Below are 16,867 nucleotides of genomic sequence, written 5' to 3'. Positions count from 1 at the left end.
GTTCGATAGAATGAGGCAGATCAGCCCTCCCCGTCATGCTCGCCCTTGTGGCGAGCATCCACGTCTTGAACATCGCACGCTGTCAGCGAAGCGAAGACGTGGATGGTCGGGACAAGCCCGACCATGACGGTCAAAGGCGCCGGGGAAGAGGTGGACTACTGACACGCCTCGCAGGTCGGATCGTCGATCGAGCAGGCATTCGGGACGGCCATGCCGTTCTCAAGAGGGATATCGACGATGATCGGCGCAGCCGCCTTCGCGGCGACCGGCGCGGTAGCGGAGACCGCATTGAGCTTGCCGTCCGTGCCCTTCAGCGTCGACTTCTCGACATGGGTCGCCGACAGCGCGCGCAGATAGTAGGTCGTCTTCAGCCCGAGCCGCCAGGCCAGCCGATAGGCCTCGTCGAGCTTCCGGCCGGAGGGCTGGGCCATATAGAGATTGAGCGACTGGCCCTGATCGATCCACTTCTGCCGGCGCGCGGCGGCGCGGATCAGCCACTCGGTCGGAATCTCGAATGAGGTGGCGTAGAGCGCCTTGAGATCATCGGGCACGCGGTCGATCTGACTGACCTTGCCATCGTAGTACTTCAGGTCCGAGACCATGACCTCGTCCCAGAGACCGCGCGCCTTCAGGTCGTGGACCAGCCCGGCATTCATCACGGTGAAGTCGCCCGACATGTTCGCCTTGACGTAGAGCTGGCTATAGGACGGTTCGATCGACTGCGAAACGCCGACGATGTTGGAGATCGTCGCGGTCGGCGCGATCGCCATGCAGTTCGAGTTGCGCATGCCGGTGGTCTTCACCCGCTGACGCAGGCTCTCCCAATCCAGCGTCGCTGAGCGGTCGAGCTCGACATCCCCGTCACGCGCTTCCGAGAGGATGTCGAGCGAGTCGATCGGCAGGATGCCCTTCGACCAGAGCGAGCCCTCGAAGCTCGGATAGCGGCCGCGCTCGGCGGCAAGATCGACCGAGGCCGAGATCGCATGGAAGCTGATTGCCTCCATCGAGCTGTCGGCGAAGGCGATGGCCTCCTCCGATGCCGTCGGCAGGCGTAAGCTCTGCAGCGCGTCCTGGAAGCCCATGATGCCGAGACCGACCGGGCGATGGCGCAGGTTCGAACGGCGCGCTTCGGGGATGGTGTAGAAATTGATGTCGACGACATTGTCGAGCATCCGCATCGCGGTCGTCACGGTCCGCTGGAGCCGCGCCTGATCAAGTCCCAGCGCCGAAACGTGCGCAGCGAGGTTCACGGAACCCAGATTGCAGACCGCGACCTCGTCGGCCGAGGTGTTGAGTGTGATCTCGGTGCAGAGGTTGGAGGAATGCACCACGCCGGCATGCTGCTGCGGCGAGCGCAGATTGCAGGCGTCCTTGAAGGTGATCCAGGGGTGGCCGGTCTCGAACAGCATGGTCAGCATGCGCCGCCAGAGATCGAGCGCCTTGATCCGCTTGAAGACCTTGATCTGGCCGCGAGCCGCCTTCGCCTCATAGCCCTCATAGGCGTCCTTGAACGGCTTGCCGTAGAGGTCGTGCAGGTCGGGCACCTCGTCAGGTGAGAACAGGGTCCAGTCACCGCCGGCCTCGACGCGTTGCATGAACAGGTCGGGAATCCAGTTCGCCGTGTTCATGTCATGGGTGCGGCGACGATCGTCGCCGGTGTTCTTTCGGAGGTCGAGAAACTCCTCGATGTCGACATGCCAGGTCTCGAGATAGGCGCAGACCGCACCCTTGCGCTTGCCGCCCTGGTTGACCGCAATCGCGGTGTCGTTCGCGACCTTCAGGAACGGCACGACGCCCTGGCTCTCGCCATTGGTGCCCTTGATATGGGCGCCGAGACCGCGCACCGGCGTCCAGTCATTGCCGAGACCACCGGAATATTTGGCGAGCAGCGCGTTGTCCTTCACCGCCTTGAAGATGCCGTCGAGATCGTCGGCGACCGTGGTCAGGAAGCAGGAGGAGAGCTGCGGCCGCAGCGTGCCCGAATTGAACAGGGTCGGCGTCGAGGCCATGAAGTCGAAGGACGACAACAGGTCGTAGAACTCGATCGCCCTGCCCTCACGGTCGATCTCGCGGATGGCGAGGCCCATGGCGACGCGCATGAAGAAGGCCTGCGGCAGCTCGAAGCGGTTGCCGCGGACATGCAGGAAATAGCGGTCGTAGAGCGTCTGGAAGCCGAGATAGTCGAACTGCAGGTCGCGCTCCGGCTTCAGCGCCGCGGCGATGCGGGCGATGTCGAAGCGGCCGAGCTCGGGGTCGATCAGTTCGTTCTCGATGCCCACCTTCAGATAGGCCTCGAAATACTCGCCATAACGGCCGGCCATCTCGGCTTGCGTCGCCTGTTCGGCTTGGCCGTAGGCGAAGCTCAGCGCCTCACGCCGGAGCTTGTCGAGCAAGAGGCGGGCCGAAACTTTCGAATAGTTAGGCTCGCTCTCGATCAGCGTGCGGGCGGCGAGGATCGGCGCCAGCGCCAATTCGTCGAGCGAGATACCGTCATAGAGGTTGCGGCGCGCCTCGGTGAGGACCGGCTCGGGAGAAACGCCGTCGAGATCGACGCAGGCCTCGCGTACGACCTTGTCGAGGCGGGCAGCATCGAGCGGAACGAAGGTCCCGTCGGCGAGCTTCATCTGCAGGGAGGGAGCCGCGGCAACTGCAGGCTTTGCTTCGGCCTGCGCCTTCGCCCGCTCCTGCGCCCGCTCGGCGCGATAGAGCACATAAGCGCGGGCGACCTTGTGGTGCTCGCCCCGCATCAGCGCCAGCTCGACCTGGTCCTGCACGTCTTCGATATGGAATGTGCGGCCAGAGGCGGCCCGGCGCGTCAGCCCGGCAACGACCTGCTCGGTCAGCTCGGCGACGACATCGTGGATTCGGCGCGAGGCGGCAGCGCTCGAACCCTCTACCGCGAGGAAGGCCTTGGTGAGGGCCACCGCGATCTTCGCCGGATCGAATGGCGTCACCGCGCCATTGCGGCGAATGATCTGATAGCCGGGCTCGTTCGCGACCGATTTTTGCGGCGCAGCGGTAACCGGCAAGGCGGCCGTTGGCCGTTCCGCTTCGAGAGACAGAGACATCGGCATCAACCCCAAGATGTTGAGGGCAAAGGCCGAGCGGTTGCGTCGAGAAGGCGCGCGGCAACCCAAGGCCGCGACCTGCCAAGCGCACCACCGGGACACCCCGCCCGAGGACGTAAACTAGGGTCGCGGCAGGTCTCCTGGCTCACGGGTCACCGCTCGCGTCCGTCTTCCCAAAGCCCGAAGGCCTCAGTGACTCGAATGGACGCGAACTCACCGCTGACAGTTGCGGGGGCAGCGCCGGTCTCTCACCGGCTTCCCTCTTAGCTCTCGATCTTGCGATTCGAGAGACCATCGACCACCAGATTTAGTGCTATGAGCACATGCGCTGTCAACTGGTCGTGCGCGCGGGTTTCCTCGACCGCATGTGGAAAGCGAGGACATCTCGGCCTCAGCGTTCGAGAAAGGTATGAACATGGAGACATAAAGATGTCTTTATATTTATTATTGACGACTGGCGATTGGCGCGCCATGATCAAGCGTCGAGGTTCTCCGGCACGGCTTGCCGCATCGGAGCTAAGAGGGAAGCCGGTGTGATGCCGGCGCTGCCCCCGCAACTGTCAGCGGCGAGCTTGCTGCCCCCCGATGTCACTGAGGCTCTCCAGCCTTGGGAAGACGGGCACAAGCGACGACCCGTGAGCCAGGAGACCTGCCCCGACACCATGAACGTCCTCGGGCGGGGTGTCCCGGTGGTGCGCTTGGCGGCTCCGCCCGGACTTGCGTTCGGCCGGTCTTCGTCCCGCGTCCGCTTTGGCCTTTGCCCCCAACTTGTTGGGGTTAAGCCTATGTCTCAATCAGTACATGTCGCCACTCTCGGCACACCGCGCATCGGTCCGCGCCGCGAGCTCAAGACCGCGCTCGAAAGCTTCTGGGCCGGAAAGTCAGACGAGCAGTCTCTGCTTGAAACCGCGGCCGGCCTGCGCGCCGCCAACTGGGCACGCCAGAAGGCGCAAGGGATCACGGTGATCCCGTCGAACGACTTCTCCTTCTACGATCAGGTGCTCGACACCAGCGTCATGGTCGGGGCGATCCCGGCGATCTACGGCTGGAAGGGCGGCCCGGTGCCGCTCGGCATCTATTTCGCCATGGCCCGCAGCTCGCAGGGCGATGTCGAGGCGCACACCTCCTGTGGCCACGCTCATCACGACCACGACCATCATCACGGCGTCCCGGCGCAGGAGATGACCAAGTGGTTCGACACCAACTATCACTACATGGTGCCAGAGTTCGCAGCCGGACAGCGCTTCGAGCTCGCCTCGCTGAAGCCGGTCGAGGAATATCGCGAAGCCAAGGCGCTCGGCTATGAGACCCGCCCGGTGCTGCTCGGCCCAGTCACCTTCCTGAAGCTCGGCAAGGCCAAGGATCCGGCCTTTAATCCGCTCTCGCTGCTTGGCGAATTGCTGCCGGTCTATATCGACGCGCTGCGCCGGCTCTCGGCCAACGGCGCCGAATGGGTGCAGATCGACGAGCCCTGCCTCGTTCTGGATCTCGACGAGCCGGCCCGCGAGGCGCTGCGCCGGACCTATGCGACGATCGCGCACGCCCTGCCGCAGCTGAAGATCATGCTGGCGACCTATTTCGGCGCGCTCGGCGACAATCTCGACACTGCGGTGGCCCTACCGGTCGCCGGCCTGCATCTCGACCTCGTCCGTGTGCCCGAGCAGCTCGACGCGGTCCTTGCCAAGGCGCCGCGCGGCCTGGTGCTCTCGCTCGGCGTGGTCGACGGCCGCAATATCTGGAAGGCCGATCTCGAGAAGGTTCTCGCGAAGATCGAGCCGGTGATCGCCAGGCGCGGCACCGATCATGTTCAGGTCGCGCCGTCCTGCTCGCTGCTGCACAGCCCGATCGACCTGGAGCTCGAGACCAATCTCAATTCCGAGGTAAAGGGCTGGCTCGCTTTCTCCGTCCAGAAGATGGGCGAGCTCTCGACGCTCGGTCGCGCGCTCGGTGGCGAGCGCGACAGCGTCCAGGAAGCCTTGGCCGCCTCGGCCGCGGCAGCTGCCGCACGCAAAGCCTCGCCGAAGGTCAACCACAAGGCGGTCGCCGAGCGGATGGCCGCGGTCACCGAGGCCTTCGGGCGCCGCGAGAGCGAATTCGCCAAACGCGCGAAGCTGCAGCGCACGCGCTTCAACCTGCCAGCGTTCCCGACCACGACGATCGGCTCCTTCCCGCAGACGCCGGAGGTCCGCAAGGCCCGGGCCGCCCATGACAAGGGTCAGCTCGGCCACGCCGAATACGAGCAGTTCCTGCGCGAGGAGACCGCGCGCACGGTGCGTTGGCAGGAGGAGATCGGCCTCGACGTGCTCGTCCATGGCGAGTTCGAGCGCAACGACATGGTGCAGTATTTCGGCGAGCAGCTCGCCGGCTTTGCCTTCACGCGCCATGGCTGGGTGCAGAGCTACGGCTCGCGCTGCGTGCGTCCCCCGATCCTCTACGGCGACGTCTCGCGGCCGAAGCCGATGACGGTCGAGTGGTGGCGCTATGCCCAGTCGCTGACCAGCAAGCCGATGAAGGCGATGCTGACCGGGCCGGTCACCATCCTGAACTGGTCCTTCGTCCGCGATGACCTGCCCCGCAGCGAGGCCTCCAAGCAGATCGCGCTGGCGATCCGCGACGAGGTCCTGGATCTGGAAGAGGCCGGTGCGGCGATGATCCAGATCGACGAGGCGGCTCTACGCGAGGGCCTGCCGTTGCGTCGTGGTGACTGGAAGCACTATCTCGACTGGGCGGTGGAGAGTTTCCGCATCTGCGCCTCCGGCGTCGCCGACGAGACGCAGGTTCACACCCATATGTGCTATTCGGAGTTCAACCAGATCATCGACGCGATCGCGGCGATGGACGCCGACGTCATCTCGATCGAGACCTCGCGCTCGAAGATGGAGCTGCTCGACGCCTTCGTCGGTTACAAGTACCCGAACGAGATCGGTCCGGGCGTCTACGATATCCACTCGCCGCGCGTGCCGGATGTCGCCGAGATGAGCGAGCTCCTGAGGCTCGCGCGCCAACGGCTGAAAGACGATCAGCTCTGGATCAACCCCGACTGCGGCCTGAAGACCCGGAAATGGGATGAGGTCCGCCCGGCACTCGTCAACATGGTGCAGGCCGCGCGGGAAATCCGGCGGGCTAAACCTTAACGACACGCGCTACGGATACATTCTAAGTCGCCGGAAAAGTGCCAAGCACAGGGCGTTGACACGGTTCAGCGAGGTCTGCTTTCGGGCAGACCTCCAATGTCCGCTTCTGGCGCATTTCACCAAACCGAGCGATGGGTGCTTGGGGGCCTTGTCGGCCAGCCGATCGAGGTCATCTCACGTCGAGATGAAATGCGTGAGTTTGACGTTGAGATAATCGAGGATCGCCTGCCGGCCGCCTTCGCGTCCCATGCCGGAATGATTGATGCCGCCGAACGGCGCCTCGGCATGGGCGATCATGAAGGTGTTGACCCCGACCATGCCGGCGCTGAGACCGGCGCTGAGCGCCTCGGCATAACGCTGGCTGGACGTGAAGCCGTAGGCGGCGAGCCCATAAGGGGTCGAGTTCGCCCGTTCGAGCGCATCGTCGAAATCGCGGAAGGTGGCGATCGGCGCCAACGGGCCGAAAGGCTCGTCGCGCATGATGCGGGCGTCGTCGGGCACATCGGCGAAAACCGTCGGCTCGAAATAGAAGCCCTTGTTGCGGCTGGCGGGCCGTCGCCCGCCGGTAAGGCGGCGTGCGCCCGAGGCCGCGGTATCGGCCGAGAGTGTCTCGATCCGGTCGCGCTGGCTGGCGAGCGTCAGCGGGCCCATCGACGTCGCCCGGTCCTGGCTATCGCCGAGCACAAGCGCCTCGGCGGCCTTGACCATGCCATTGGCGAAGCGCTCGGCCAGGCTCTCATGCACATAGAAGCGGTTGGGCGCGATGCAGACCTGGCCGGCATTGCGGAACTTGAACTGCGCACACAGCGCCGCCGCATTGTCGACGTCGGCGTCCTCGCAGATCACGACGGGCGCGTGGCCGCCGAGCTCCATCGAGCAGCGCTTGACGGTCTTGGCCGCCTCGGCGAGCAGCATCTGGCCGACGCGCGTCGAACCGGTAAGCGAGATCTTGCGCACCTCTTCGGCCGCCATCAGGGCGGGCGTGATCGTCTCGGCCGGGCCGAAGAGCATCTGGACGGTGCCCGCCGGTGCGCCGCCGGCGGCGCAGGCCTCCGCGATCAGCGTCGAGGTCAGCGGCGTCTGCTCCGACGGGCGGCAGATGATCGGGCAGCCGGCGGCCAGCGCCGGTGCGATCTTGCGCGCCAGCAGGTTGATCGGAAAATTCCAGGCGGTGAAGGCAGCAACGATGCCGACAGGCTCGAGCGCCGTGGCGAGGCGCCCGCCCTGGCGCGAGGGGATCGTCTCGCCGAAGAGGCGTTCGGCTTCGCCGGCGAACCAGTCGAACTGCTCGATCGCAATCAAGACCTCGCCTTCGGACTGGGCGATCGGCCGGCCGATCTCATGCGACAGCGCGCTCGCCAGTGCGCTCTTGCGCGCCTCCATCGCCCGGGCAATGCCGCGCAGCACCTTGGCCCGCTCCCAGCCATGCACCTTCGACCAGGTCCTGAGCGCGGCGCGTGCATGATGCAGGGCCTCCTCGACCTCGGCCGCACCGGCGCGAGGCGCCGTCCAGAGCTGCTCCTCCGTGCAGGGGTTGAGAACGGAAAGCGGCGGCAGCCCGGTGGCCGTCCGGAACTCGCCGCCGATGAGGAGCTTGGGCTCAAGGTTGGACATCGGTATCTCCAGCACGGTCACAGGATGTCCGGCTCGCCAACGGGCGCTCCGAACGAGGTCTCGAGGAAATCGAAGTCGCAGCCCTCATGGGCCTGGCCGATATGGCGCGAGAACATCCAGCCATAGCCGCGCTCGAAGCGTCGTTCTGGGCGCGTCAGTGTGGCGCGCCGACCCTCCAGCTCGGCCGCGTCGACACAGAGATGGATGCTACGGGCTGCGACATCGACGCGGATGCGATCGCCGCTGCGGACAAGGGCGAGCGGCCCGCCAATATGGGCCTCCGGCGCGACATGCAGGATGCAGGCGCCGTAGCTGGTGCCGGACATCCGCGCATCGGAGACCCGCAGCATGTCGCGCACGCCCTGCTTCAGGAGCTTTTTCGGGATCGGCAGCATGCCCCATTCCGGCATGCCGGGGCCGCCCTGCGGGCCGGCGCCGCGCATCACCAGGATCGTGTCGGCGGTGACAGCCAGATCGGGATCGTCGATCTCAGCCTTCATCTGCGCGTAGCTGTCGAAGACCAGGGCCGGGCCGGTATGGTCGAGCAGATGCGGCTCCGCCGCCGACGGCTTCATCACGCAGCCCAGCGGCGCGATGTTGCCGTAGAGCACCGCCAGCGCCGGTTCCGTCGAGACCGGCCTGTCGAGGGGGCGTATGACATCCTCGTTCCAGATCGGCGCGCCTTCGATCGCAGCACCGAGCGTGCGGCCCTCGATCGTCAGCGCATCGAGAGACAAATGCTGCGTCAACCGGCTCATCAGCCCGGGTAGGCCGCCCGCATAGTAGAAATCCTCCATCAGATAGCGTTCGCCGGAGGGGCGGATGTTCGCCAGCACCGGCACGCGGCGGCTCGCCGCCTCGAAATCGCTGAGGCCGATATCCAGGCCGGCGCGACGCGCCATCGCGATGACATGGATGATCGCGTTGGTCGAACACCCCATCGCCATGGCGACCGCGATGGCGTTCTCGAACGAGGCGCGCGACAGCACCGCCGAAGGTCGCAGATCCTCGCCGACCATCGCGACGATGCGCCGGCCGGTCTCGGTTGCCATGCGGATATGGCCGGAATCGGCGGCGGGGATCGAGGAGGCGCCCGACAGCGTCAGCCCCATCGCCTCGGCGATCGCCGTCATCGTGCTGGCCGTGCCCATCGTCATGCAGTGACCGTAGGAACGGGCTATGCCGGCCTCGACCACCTGCCATTCCTGTGCGTCGATCTTGCCGGCGCGGCGGTCGTCCCAATACTTCCAGGCGTCCGAGCCGGAGCCAAGCACCTCGCCGCGCAGATTGCCGCGTAGCATCGGCCCCGCCGGCAGGAAGATCGCCGGGAGGTCAGCGCTGATCGCACCGAGGATCAGGCCGGGCGTGGTCTTGTCGCAGCCGCCCATCAGCACAGCGCCGTCGACCGGGTGCGAGCGCAGCAGCTCTTCGGTCTCCATCGCCAAGAAGTTGCGATAGAGCATCGTCGTCGGCTTGACGAAGTTCTCCGAAAGCGAGATCGCCGGGAGCTCCAGCGGAAAGCCGCCAGCCTGCAGCACGCCCCGCTTCACGTCCTCGACGCGTTGGCGGAAATGGGCGTGGCAGGGATTGATATCCGACCAGGTGTTGACGATCGCGATGACCGGGCGGCCGTTCCAGTCATCGACGCCATAGCCCATCTGCATCAGGCGCGAGCGATGGCCGAAGCCGCGAAGATCGTCGGTGTCGAACCAGCGGGCGCTGCGGAGCGGCTTGTCCGTCATTGGCTCGCCGTCACGCCGCCGTCGATATAGACGACCTGGCCCGTCATGTAGCTGCCGGCCGGCGCGGCGAAGGTGATGACCTGGCCGACGACCTCGACAGGATCGCCGATCCGGCCGAGCGGGTTGCGGTCGAGGATGAAGTCGCGGAAGCCCTCGCGCTCGAGATGAGGGCGGATCCGCTCGGACTGGATGAAGGTCGGCGCGACGCCGTTGACGGTGATGTTGTGTTCGGCAAGTTCCATCGCATGCTGCTTGACCAGCATGACGAGGCCGCCCTTGGTGGCGCAGTAGGCCGAATAGCCGCGATTGCGCAGCGCCAGTTGCGAACGCACCGAGAGCAGGTGGATCTGACGGCCGCCGGCTCCTTGCGCGATCTGGTGGCGTGCCACGGCCTGGCCCAGGAACATCGCCGATTTCAGGTTGATCTCGTAGATGCTGTCGAAAGTCTCCTCGTCGACATCCATCAGCCTTTGCTCGCGCTGGATGCCGACGCAGTTGACGAGCACGTCGATGCCGCCCATCGCCTCGGCGGCACGGTCGGTCGCCGAGGCGATCGCGGCCGGATAGCGCGCGTCCAGTTCGAAGCCATGGGCTTCGACGCCCAGCCCGCGCAGCCTGTTCGCCAGCGCTTGCGCCTTAGCCTCACTGGGGCCCGCGATGGCGACATGGGCGCCGTGCCGCGTCATCGCCAGGGCGATCGCCTCCCCGAGCGCGCCATAGCCGCCGGGCAGGAAAACGCGCAGCCCCTGGATATTGAAAAGCCGGTCGATCGCGTCGAGGTCGATCTGCGGTGTCAGATGCCCTTCGGAGCGGTTCATGCTGCGGGCTCCAGAGCGGCGGCGCGGTCCGTCAGCAGAGTGCCCAGATAGGCGCGGGCCGGCCCGTGGGCGAGCAGGCCGGCATAGTCCGGCAAGGGCGTGACGACTCCCTTGTTGACGAAGATGAAGCGCTCGCAGATCTCCTCGAGGATCTCGAGGTGGAAGCGCTCATTGGGGTGGACGCAGAGGAAGACCAGCCGGCCCTCGGCGCGCAGCCGCCGGAAGAAATCCAGCATGAAGCCGATATAGCCGTCCTGCGTGTTGAACTGCGGCTCGTCGAAGAGATGGACGAGCGGGTATTCGCTGCCGGCGCGTTCCATCAGCGCATTGGGACGCAGCGAGCGGAAATGCCTGACCTGGTAGGACTGGTGGTAGTGGATGGCGAGGCGGTCGCGCTCGTCGGTGCGAACGCGATGGATGTCGCGGCCGCAGACCTCGACCTTGCCTGATGTCGGGCTGTTCGAGCCGGTGATCAGCTCGAACAGCGTCGTCTTGCCCGAGCCGTTGGGGCCCATCATGCCGACGATCGCGGGCTCCTCGATGCGAAAATCCGCGTCGAGCCGAAAGGTCGGCGTCCGGTCGAACCGGCCGCGCGTGTAGATCTTTGAGAGTTTGCTGACGTCAAGCATGGCGCTCATGTCACATTCCGATCAGGCGCTGGCGCCGGGAGCTGTCGTCGAGCAGGGCGCGGGCCGGTCCCTCATGGACGATCCGGCCACGGTCCATGACATAGGCGCGGTCCGAGACCTCGAGCGCGGCGAGTGCGTTCTGCTCGACGATCAGCACGGAGATGCCTTCAGCCTTGAGGCGCCGCACCGTCGCCAGCACGTCCTGGACGATCTTGGGCGCGAGCCCCTGGCTCGGCTCGTCGAGCAGGACGAGGCCGGGCGAACCGAGCAGCGCCCGCGAGATCGCGACCATCTGCATCTCGCCGCCGGAGAGGTTCTCGCATTCGCGCGGCATCAGATGCTCAAGGGCCGAGAAGATCGAGACCATCTCGCTGACCTGCCAGGACCGGAACCGGGTCTTGCGCATGCCGAGCTGCAGGTTGCGCGCGACGGTCAGTGTCGGGAAGACGCGGCGGTCGTCCGGCACCCAGCCGATGCCCATGGCCGAGATGCGATGGGTCGGGTGGCGGGTGATGTCCTGCCCGTCGAACTGGATCCTGCCGCGACGCGGCGGCGTCAAACCCAGGATGGAGCGGATGGTGGTGGTCTTGCCGGCGCCGTTGGCGCCAAGCAGCGAGACCACCTCGGCCTCGCCGACCCGCAGCGAGGCGCCGAACAGGGCCTGCGTCTCGCCATAGAAGGTTTCGATGTCGCGGACCTCAAGCATGGGTCGCCTCCGCCAATGTCGAGCGCCGCACCCATTTGTTGTCGCTGAGCTGCGCCGGCGTCCCTTCCGCGATGACCTGACCCCAGTGGATCACCGAGATCCTGTCGGCGAGCTCGAACAGGAAGCGCATGTCGTGCTCGATCATCACGATCGTGTAGCGCTCGCGCAGCCGCTTCACGAGCAAAGCGAGACGGCGCGTCGCCTCGGCGCCAAGGCCCGAGGTCGGCTCGTCCAGGAAGAGGATGCGGGGCTCGGCCGCCAGCGCGACAGCGATCTCCAGCGCACGGCGGTCGCCATAGCTGAGCGCGGCCGCAGCGTCCCAGGCGCGTGCCGCAAGGCCGACCTGATCGAGCACGGCCAGCGCCTGGTCGATCAGGGCACTGTCCGAAAACACCGCCGACATCGCGCGGAGCCGGCGCTCGCGAAAGGCTGGCAGCGCCAGCATGACATTCTCGATGACGACCGTGTCATCGAACAGGTTCATCAGCTGGAAGGAGCGCGATACGCCCATCCTGGCGATGCGTTGCGGCGGCAGGCCCGAGATGCGCTGGCCATCAAACACCACCTCGCCACGATCGGGCCGATGCTGGCCGGTGAGGACATGGAAGCAGGTCGACTTGCCGGCGCCGTTCGGCCCCATGATGCCGCTGACCTCGCCTTCCTCGAAGGCAAGCGAGATATCTTCCAGCACGACGCGCGCGCCGAAGCGCTTGTGGATGTTGCGGGCTTCGAAGAGCGCCATCACGCAGTCTCCGTCGCAGGTGCAGGGGCTGCAGTCGGCTTGAGGGCGGGCCTGCGCCACGACAGGCTGTACAGCATGCCCGCCAACCCCTCGGGCCGCAGTATCACCATCGCCATGAAGATCAGGCCGTACCAGAGCAGCCAGGTCTCGGTCAGGCCGCCAAGGACGTCGCGGGCGACAAAGTAGAAGACCACGCCCAGCACCGGCCCCCAGAAGCTGACGAGGCCGCCGCCGACGAGGACCATCATTACGATGAGCCCGGATTGGTGCAGGCTCATCACATCGGGATAGGCGCTCTGCTGGGCCATTGAGAGCAGGCTCCCGGCGAGCCCGGCGAGCATCGCCGACAGCGTGAAGACGGCCCATTTGAAACGCCAGACGTCGTAGCCGACGAAGCGGGCGCGGATCTCGTTCTGGCGGATCGCCTGCAGCACCCGGCCGAAGGGCGAGTTCGTCAGCCGCCAGCACAACACCACCACGATCATCAGCAGCGCTGCGGCGAAGTAGAACAGCGCGCGGTTGTCGGTCAGGGCGACTTGCCAGGGCCCGAGCGTCAGCGGCGGGCGTGGGATGCCGAGCAGGCCGTCCTCGCCGCCGGTAACGCGGTGGAGCTTCATGGCGAGGAACCAGAAGATCTGGCCGAAGCCGATCGTCAGCAGCGCATAATAGATGCCGCGGCGATGGGAGAGGAACGCCCCGACAAGGGCGCCGGCGATCCCGGCAGCAAGCACCGCAGCCAGGAGCCCGCCCCACAGGCTGACCGCGACATGGTGCTGGAACAGCCCGAAGGCATAGGCGCCGATGCCGAGATAGGCGCCGTGGCCGAAGGAATGCAGGCCGGTATAGCCGAACAGCAGGTTGAACCCGAGCGCGAAGCCAATCCAGATCGCGATCTCGATGCCCAGATATTGGTAGAGCCCGACGGCAGGCAGCAGATCCGGCGCAGCCAGCAGCAGCAGGGCGAGCGCGATCATCGGCGGCGTGATCCAGGCCGATGGGCGCGCGGGGATGTCCGAGAGCGAGATCATGGCGTCAATTTTCCAGGGCACTCTTGCGGCCGAGCAGGCCGCGGCTGCGGAAGCCGAGGATCGCGATCAGAAGCAGGTACATCGACATCGTCGACCAGGCGGCCGCATAGGCACCGGTGATTCCGATGGCGAGACCGACGAGCAGGGCCGCGATGACGGCGCCCCAGAAGCTGCCGACGCCGCCGATGACGATGATGAGGAAGGCCGGGATCACGATATCGACGCCGACATGCGGGCGAAGGCCCCAGATCGGCACCATCACTACGCCGGCGAGGCCTGCCAATGCCGCGCCGAAGCCGAAGACGACGAGCCTGAGCCTGGCGAGATCGTAGCCGAGGGCCCGGACCATCTCGCTGTCATGCGCGCCCGCCTTGATCACGGCGCCGGCCGAAGTGCGCTCGAGGAAGAGCCAGACAGCGATGATCGCGGCGATGCTGAAGCCAGCGGCGAAGAAGCGGTAGGTCGAGAAGATCATACCGTTCAGCAGAAAGGCGCCGTTGATCGCCTGCGGCAGCGCCAGGTTCTGCTCGCCCGTGCCCCAGACGAGCCGTATCAGCTCCTCGATGACGAGAGCGGCACCGAAGGTCAACAAGAGGCCATAGAGCGGCGGCTTGCCATAGGTCGGGCGCAGGCAGAGCTCGAGCAGCATGCCGGCAAGCCCAGCGAGCGCCGGCCCGATCGCCAGCGCCAGCACATAGCGCAGGCCAAGCGGCAGGCTCAGCCACCAGGAGCCGAAGGGCGTTCCGGCAAACCAGCTGCCGGCGATCACCGTCAGCGCGAAATAGGCGCCGATCGCAAACAGCGAGCCGTGGGCGAGATTGATCACCTCCATCACGCCCACGATCAGCGTGAAGCCGAGGGCGATCAGGGCGAAGAGCAGGCCCAGCGTCAGTCCATTGATGATATGAGGCAGAAGGTCGATCATGCGCGGTCCGTCCGGATTCAGCGGTGCCATCATCCGCAGCCGCCAGGTGACGGCCGCGGACGACAGGACGGATCAGGCGTCGAAAGTCGGCGTCTGTTCGTAAGTCTCCAGCTTGCAGAGCTTGGCGGAATCCGTGTCGCGGACATCCTCCGCCTTGGCCTGGCTCAGGACCTCGAAGATGTCGTCCTTCTCCTTCGGCGCCTTGTTGGCAGTGGCGAGATAGATCGTCTGCTGCACCTGATGCGTCTGGGCGTCGATCGTCGCATCGAAATGCTGCATGCGGTCCCTGGCCGAAATCCTGTGGCCTTCGAGCGCCTTGATCACGGCGATGTTGTTGGTCGTGCCGGCGCGCTCGATGGCGCCGAGCAGCTCCCGGATCGCCATGTAGCCATTGTAGAAGACGTTGCCGGGCGAGCGCATGGCGGTCTCGGGATACATCGCCTGGTAGCGCTTGACGAAGTCAGCGACGCCCGGAAGGTCGAGGCGGTAATACCAGGTCGTGCCGAACACGCCGAACAGGGTCTCGATTGGCAGGCCGTAGACGTCGTCCCAGTCCTGCTGGCTGTTGATCCAGGCCGGCTTGTCGCCCATCTTGAGCTGGGCGACCTGCTGGCGCATCGCCTTCTGGTCGTCGCCTCCGATCGCCGCCGAGACGACGCCGGGCTTGCGCTGCTGCACCTTGAGCAGAGCCGAGGTGAAGTCGCGGGTCCCTTGCGGGATCATCACCTCCTCCATGACCTTGCCGCCATATTCCTTCAGCAGGGCTTTGGTTGCCGCGGCGGTATCGTGGCCCCAGACATAGTCGTTGGTCAGGAGCATCCAGTCCGGCCCGAAGCGCTCGATCGCGCTCTTGACCGCGGCCTTGGCGAAATTGGTGCCGTTGCCGTCGAACACGAACTTGACGCGGTGGCAGTTCTGGCCGGCCTCGGTCGGCGAGGACGAGTTCGTGTTGATGTAGATCACGCCGTATTTCTGGGCGACCTGGCTGATCGCGTTGGCGACGCCGGAATGGACCGCGCCGACGAGGAAGCCGCATTGCTCGCGGCTGATCATCCGCTCCGCCACGCGACTGCCAGTGGCAGCCGTCGTCTCGGTGTCGATATGGACGAACTCGACCTTGCGGCCCAGCACGCCGCCGCGCTCATTGGCTTCGGCGATCGCCATCATCATGCCGCGCCTGTCGCTGGCGCCCGAGTTCGCATACATGCCGCTGGCATCGGCGGTGATGCCGATCCGGAGCGGCTTGGCCGTGCCCTGCGCCCAGACGCGATTGTGCTGCCACGGGCCGGCAAACAGCGAGACCGCGGAAGCTGCGCCGGCCGCACCCAGCAGCTCACGCCGTGAAATCTTGATCTTCGACATGATGTCCTCCCCGAAACGGACGGGCTTGTGCCCGCCTCTTGTCTGATCGAAGCCAGAACTAATTTTCAAAGAGCATGAATATTTTTTCTCTTATGTCAACTGGCGCTGTAAAATTGGCGCTTTATGTCGCCGTCCGAGTGCGCTAGAAGAAATAATGAACGAAAATTCATTCAATAATCAGATGCCCGCGACCTCTCAGGGAGAGGCCACGCAGGAGACGTTCGAGGCGTTGCGCCAGCGTCTGCGCAATCGCTTCGATCAACTCAGTCCGCACCTGCAACGCATCGCTCGGTCGGCGCTCGAAAAGCCCAATGATTTTGCCTTGAACACCGTGGTCGTCATCGCCGGCGAACTCGAGGTCCAGCCATCGACGCTGATCCGTTTCGCCAAGGAATTCGGTTATCGCGGCTTCTCCGAGATGCAGCGGGTCTTCCGGCTGCGTCTGATCGAGGGCGCCCCCCGCGCACGCGAAGAGGTTTTCGCTCGGCAGACTTCCCCGCAGGAGGCGCGGGATTTCGGCGGCCTGCTGAACGGCTGCGTCGATGCGCTGATCGCCTCGCTGGAGGGCCTGCGGCGGACCGTTTCGCCAGAGTCGCTGGAGAAGGCGACGGCGATGCTACGCGAGGCAGAGCACGTCTACATTGCCGGCCTGCGGCGGTCGCGACCGATCGCGACCTATCTGGCTTACGGACTGACACGCTGCGAACGCCAGTGCAGCCTGCTCGACTTCGGCAGCGGCATGGCTGCCGAACAGATCGCGACCATGCGCTCCAGCGACCTCCTGGTCGCGATCGCATTCACGCCCTACACGCAGTCCGTCGTCGATATCACGCTCGACACCCATCTCAGCGGCAAGCGCATCCTGGTCCTGACCGACGTGCCCGAGAGCCCGCTGGCGCGCCACGCGGACCTGGCTTTCCTCGTCGACAATTCGACCACGAGCCAGTTCAGGCCGATTTCGGGAGCGATCGCACTGGTTCAGACCTTGATTACCGGCCTTGGAACGGGATGACGCAACACTCCTTCGACGCAGGCGGAAGCAAAGCGCATCATTCTGCTGACGACCCGCGTCAATTCCGGTCTTGATGTGATCGCGCGG

General features: G+C 65.6%; 12 protein-coding genes and 2 riboswitches. Of the genes, 2 read left to right on the top strand and 10 right to left on the bottom strand.

Features of this window, described 5'->3' with window-relative positions:
• Positions 1 to 155: 155 nt before the first annotated feature.
• A complete protein-coding gene (locus ACWIGM_RS24700) occupies positions 156 to 3,068 on the bottom strand; it encodes a ribonucleoside-diphosphate reductase subunit alpha (protein ID WP_454028609.1) in 2,913 nt (970 codons plus the stop codon).
• Positions 3,069 to 3,181: 113 nt separating this feature from the next.
• Positions 3,182 to 3,380, bottom strand: a riboswitch (cobalamin riboswitch).
• 156 nt (positions 3,381 to 3,536) lie between these two features.
• A riboswitch (cobalamin riboswitch) is annotated at positions 3,537 to 3,739 on the top strand.
• 114 nt (positions 3,740 to 3,853) lie between these two features.
• On the opposite strand from ACWIGM_RS24700, the gene metE reads away from it, so the two are divergent.
• Positions 3,854 to 6,202: a 5-methyltetrahydropteroyltriglutamate--homocysteine S-methyltransferase gene (gene metE / locus ACWIGM_RS24695; protein ID WP_454028608.1), complete on the top strand. Its 2,349-nt coding sequence runs from the start codon at positions 3,854 to 3,856 to the stop codon at positions 6,200 to 6,202.
• Positions 6,203 to 6,376: 174 nt separating this feature from the next.
• Here metE and ACWIGM_RS24690 read toward each other — a convergent pair whose 3' ends face one another.
• The 9 genes from ACWIGM_RS24690 to ACWIGM_RS24650 all read right to left on the bottom strand — a co-directional run bounded on the left by ACWIGM_RS24690 (position 6,377) and on the right by ACWIGM_RS24650 (position 15,768).
• Positions 6,377 to 7,816 carry an NAD-dependent succinate-semialdehyde dehydrogenase gene (locus tag ACWIGM_RS24690; RefSeq protein WP_454028607.1) on the bottom strand — a complete coding sequence of 480 codons (1,440 nt, stop codon included), beginning with the start codon at positions 7,814 to 7,816 and terminating at the stop codon, positions 6,377 to 6,379.
• A 17-nt stretch (positions 7,817 to 7,833) separates the two neighbouring features.
• The gene (gene araD, locus ACWIGM_RS24685; protein WP_454028606.1) at positions 7,834 to 9,558 is read right to left on the bottom strand and encodes an L-arabinonate dehydratase; all 1,725 of its coding nucleotides are present in this window, start codon (positions 9,556 to 9,558) and stop codon (positions 7,834 to 7,836) included.
• Complete coding sequence (locus ACWIGM_RS24680) at positions 9,555 to 10,376, bottom strand: SDR family NAD(P)-dependent oxidoreductase (RefSeq protein WP_454028605.1); 822 nt, start codon at positions 10,374 to 10,376, stop codon at positions 9,555 to 9,557. Before ACWIGM_RS24680 ends, araD begins: the two co-directional genes overlap by 4 nt.
• Positions 10,373 to 11,014, bottom strand: coding sequence for an ATP-binding cassette domain-containing protein (locus ACWIGM_RS24675; protein WP_454028604.1), 642 nt, complete (start codon positions 11,012 to 11,014; stop codon positions 10,373 to 10,375). The genes ACWIGM_RS24680 and ACWIGM_RS24675 overlap by 4 nt, the downstream gene beginning before the upstream one ends.
• Position 11,015: 1 nt before the next feature.
• Positions 11,016 to 11,711 (bottom strand): ABC transporter ATP-binding protein, encoded by a 696-nt coding sequence (locus ACWIGM_RS24670; RefSeq protein WP_454028603.1) that lies wholly within the window; start codon positions 11,709 to 11,711, stop codon positions 11,016 to 11,018.
• Positions 11,704 to 12,453: an ABC transporter ATP-binding protein gene (locus ACWIGM_RS24665; protein WP_454028602.1), complete on the bottom strand. Its 750-nt coding sequence runs from the start codon at positions 12,451 to 12,453 to the stop codon at positions 11,704 to 11,706. Before ACWIGM_RS24665 ends, ACWIGM_RS24670 begins: the two co-directional genes overlap by 8 nt.
• Entirely contained in the window at positions 12,453 to 13,481 is a 1,029-nt protein-coding gene (locus ACWIGM_RS24660) for a branched-chain amino acid ABC transporter permease (protein WP_454028601.1), read from the bottom strand. The genes ACWIGM_RS24665 and ACWIGM_RS24660 overlap by 1 nt, the downstream gene beginning before the upstream one ends.
• A 4-nt stretch (positions 13,482 to 13,485) precedes the next feature.
• The gene (locus ACWIGM_RS24655; protein WP_454028600.1) at positions 13,486 to 14,406 is read right to left on the bottom strand and encodes a branched-chain amino acid ABC transporter permease; all 921 of its coding nucleotides are present in this window, start codon (positions 14,404 to 14,406) and stop codon (positions 13,486 to 13,488) included.
• Between the two features lie 72 nt (positions 14,407 to 14,478).
• On the bottom strand, positions 14,479 to 15,768 hold the full coding sequence (locus ACWIGM_RS24650; protein WP_454028599.1) for an ABC transporter substrate-binding protein: 1,290 nt from the start codon (positions 15,766 to 15,768) through the stop codon (positions 14,479 to 14,481).
• A 181-nt stretch (positions 15,769 to 15,949) separates the two neighbouring features.
• Here ACWIGM_RS24650 and ACWIGM_RS24645 point away from each other — a divergent pair, with 181 nt between their 5' ends.
• A complete protein-coding gene (locus ACWIGM_RS24645) occupies positions 15,950 to 16,780 on the top strand; it encodes a MurR/RpiR family transcriptional regulator (protein ID WP_454028598.1) in 831 nt (276 codons plus the stop codon).
• The last annotated feature ends 87 nt before the right edge of the window (positions 16,781 to 16,867 follow it).

Source organism: Allobosea sp. NPDC055332 (genome assembly GCF_053645455.1).
Note: the sequence above shows the minus strand (reverse complement) of the source record. Positions and strands in the feature narration are given on the sequence as shown.

What these genes read in the sequence shown, in the direction of transcription:
- ACWIGM_RS24700 (WP_454028609.1), bottom strand. Translation starts at nt 3,068, where the DNA reads ATGTCTCTGTCTCTCGAAGCGGAACGGCCAACGGCCGCCTTGCCGGTT.
- metE (WP_454028608.1), top strand. Translation starts at nt 3,854, where the DNA reads ATGTCTCAATCAGTACATGTCGCCACTCTCGGCACACCGCGCATCGGT.
- ACWIGM_RS24690 (WP_454028607.1), bottom strand. Translation starts at nt 7,816, where the DNA reads ATGTCCAACCTTGAGCCCAAGCTCCTCATCGGCGGCGAGTTCCGGACG.
- araD (WP_454028606.1), bottom strand. Translation starts at nt 9,558, where the DNA reads ATGACGGACAAGCCGCTCCGCAGCGCCCGCTGGTTCGACACCGACGAT.
- ACWIGM_RS24680 (WP_454028605.1), bottom strand. Translation starts at nt 10,376, where the DNA reads ATGAACCGCTCCGAAGGGCATCTGACACCGCAGATCGACCTCGACGCG.
- ACWIGM_RS24675 (WP_454028604.1), bottom strand. Translation starts at nt 11,014, where the DNA reads ATGAGCGCCATGCTTGACGTCAGCAAACTCTCAAAGATCTACACGCGC.
- ACWIGM_RS24670 (WP_454028603.1), bottom strand. Translation starts at nt 11,711, where the DNA reads ATGCTTGAGGTCCGCGACATCGAAACCTTCTATGGCGAGACGCAGGCC.
- ACWIGM_RS24665 (WP_454028602.1), bottom strand. Translation starts at nt 12,453, where the DNA reads ATGGCGCTCTTCGAAGCCCGCAACATCCACAAGCGCTTCGGCGCGCGC.
- ACWIGM_RS24660 (WP_454028601.1), bottom strand. Translation starts at nt 13,481, where the DNA reads ATGATCTCGCTCTCGGACATCCCCGCGCGCCCATCGGCCTGGATCACG.
- ACWIGM_RS24655 (WP_454028600.1), bottom strand. Translation starts at nt 14,406, where the DNA reads ATGATCGACCTTCTGCCTCATATCATCAATGGACTGACGCTGGGCCTG.
- ACWIGM_RS24650 (WP_454028599.1), bottom strand. Translation starts at nt 15,768, where the DNA reads ATGTCGAAGATCAAGATTTCACGGCGTGAGCTGCTGGGTGCGGCCGGC.
- ACWIGM_RS24645 (WP_454028598.1), top strand. Translation starts at nt 15,950, where the DNA reads ATGCCCGCGACCTCTCAGGGAGAGGCCACGCAGGAGACGTTCGAGGCG.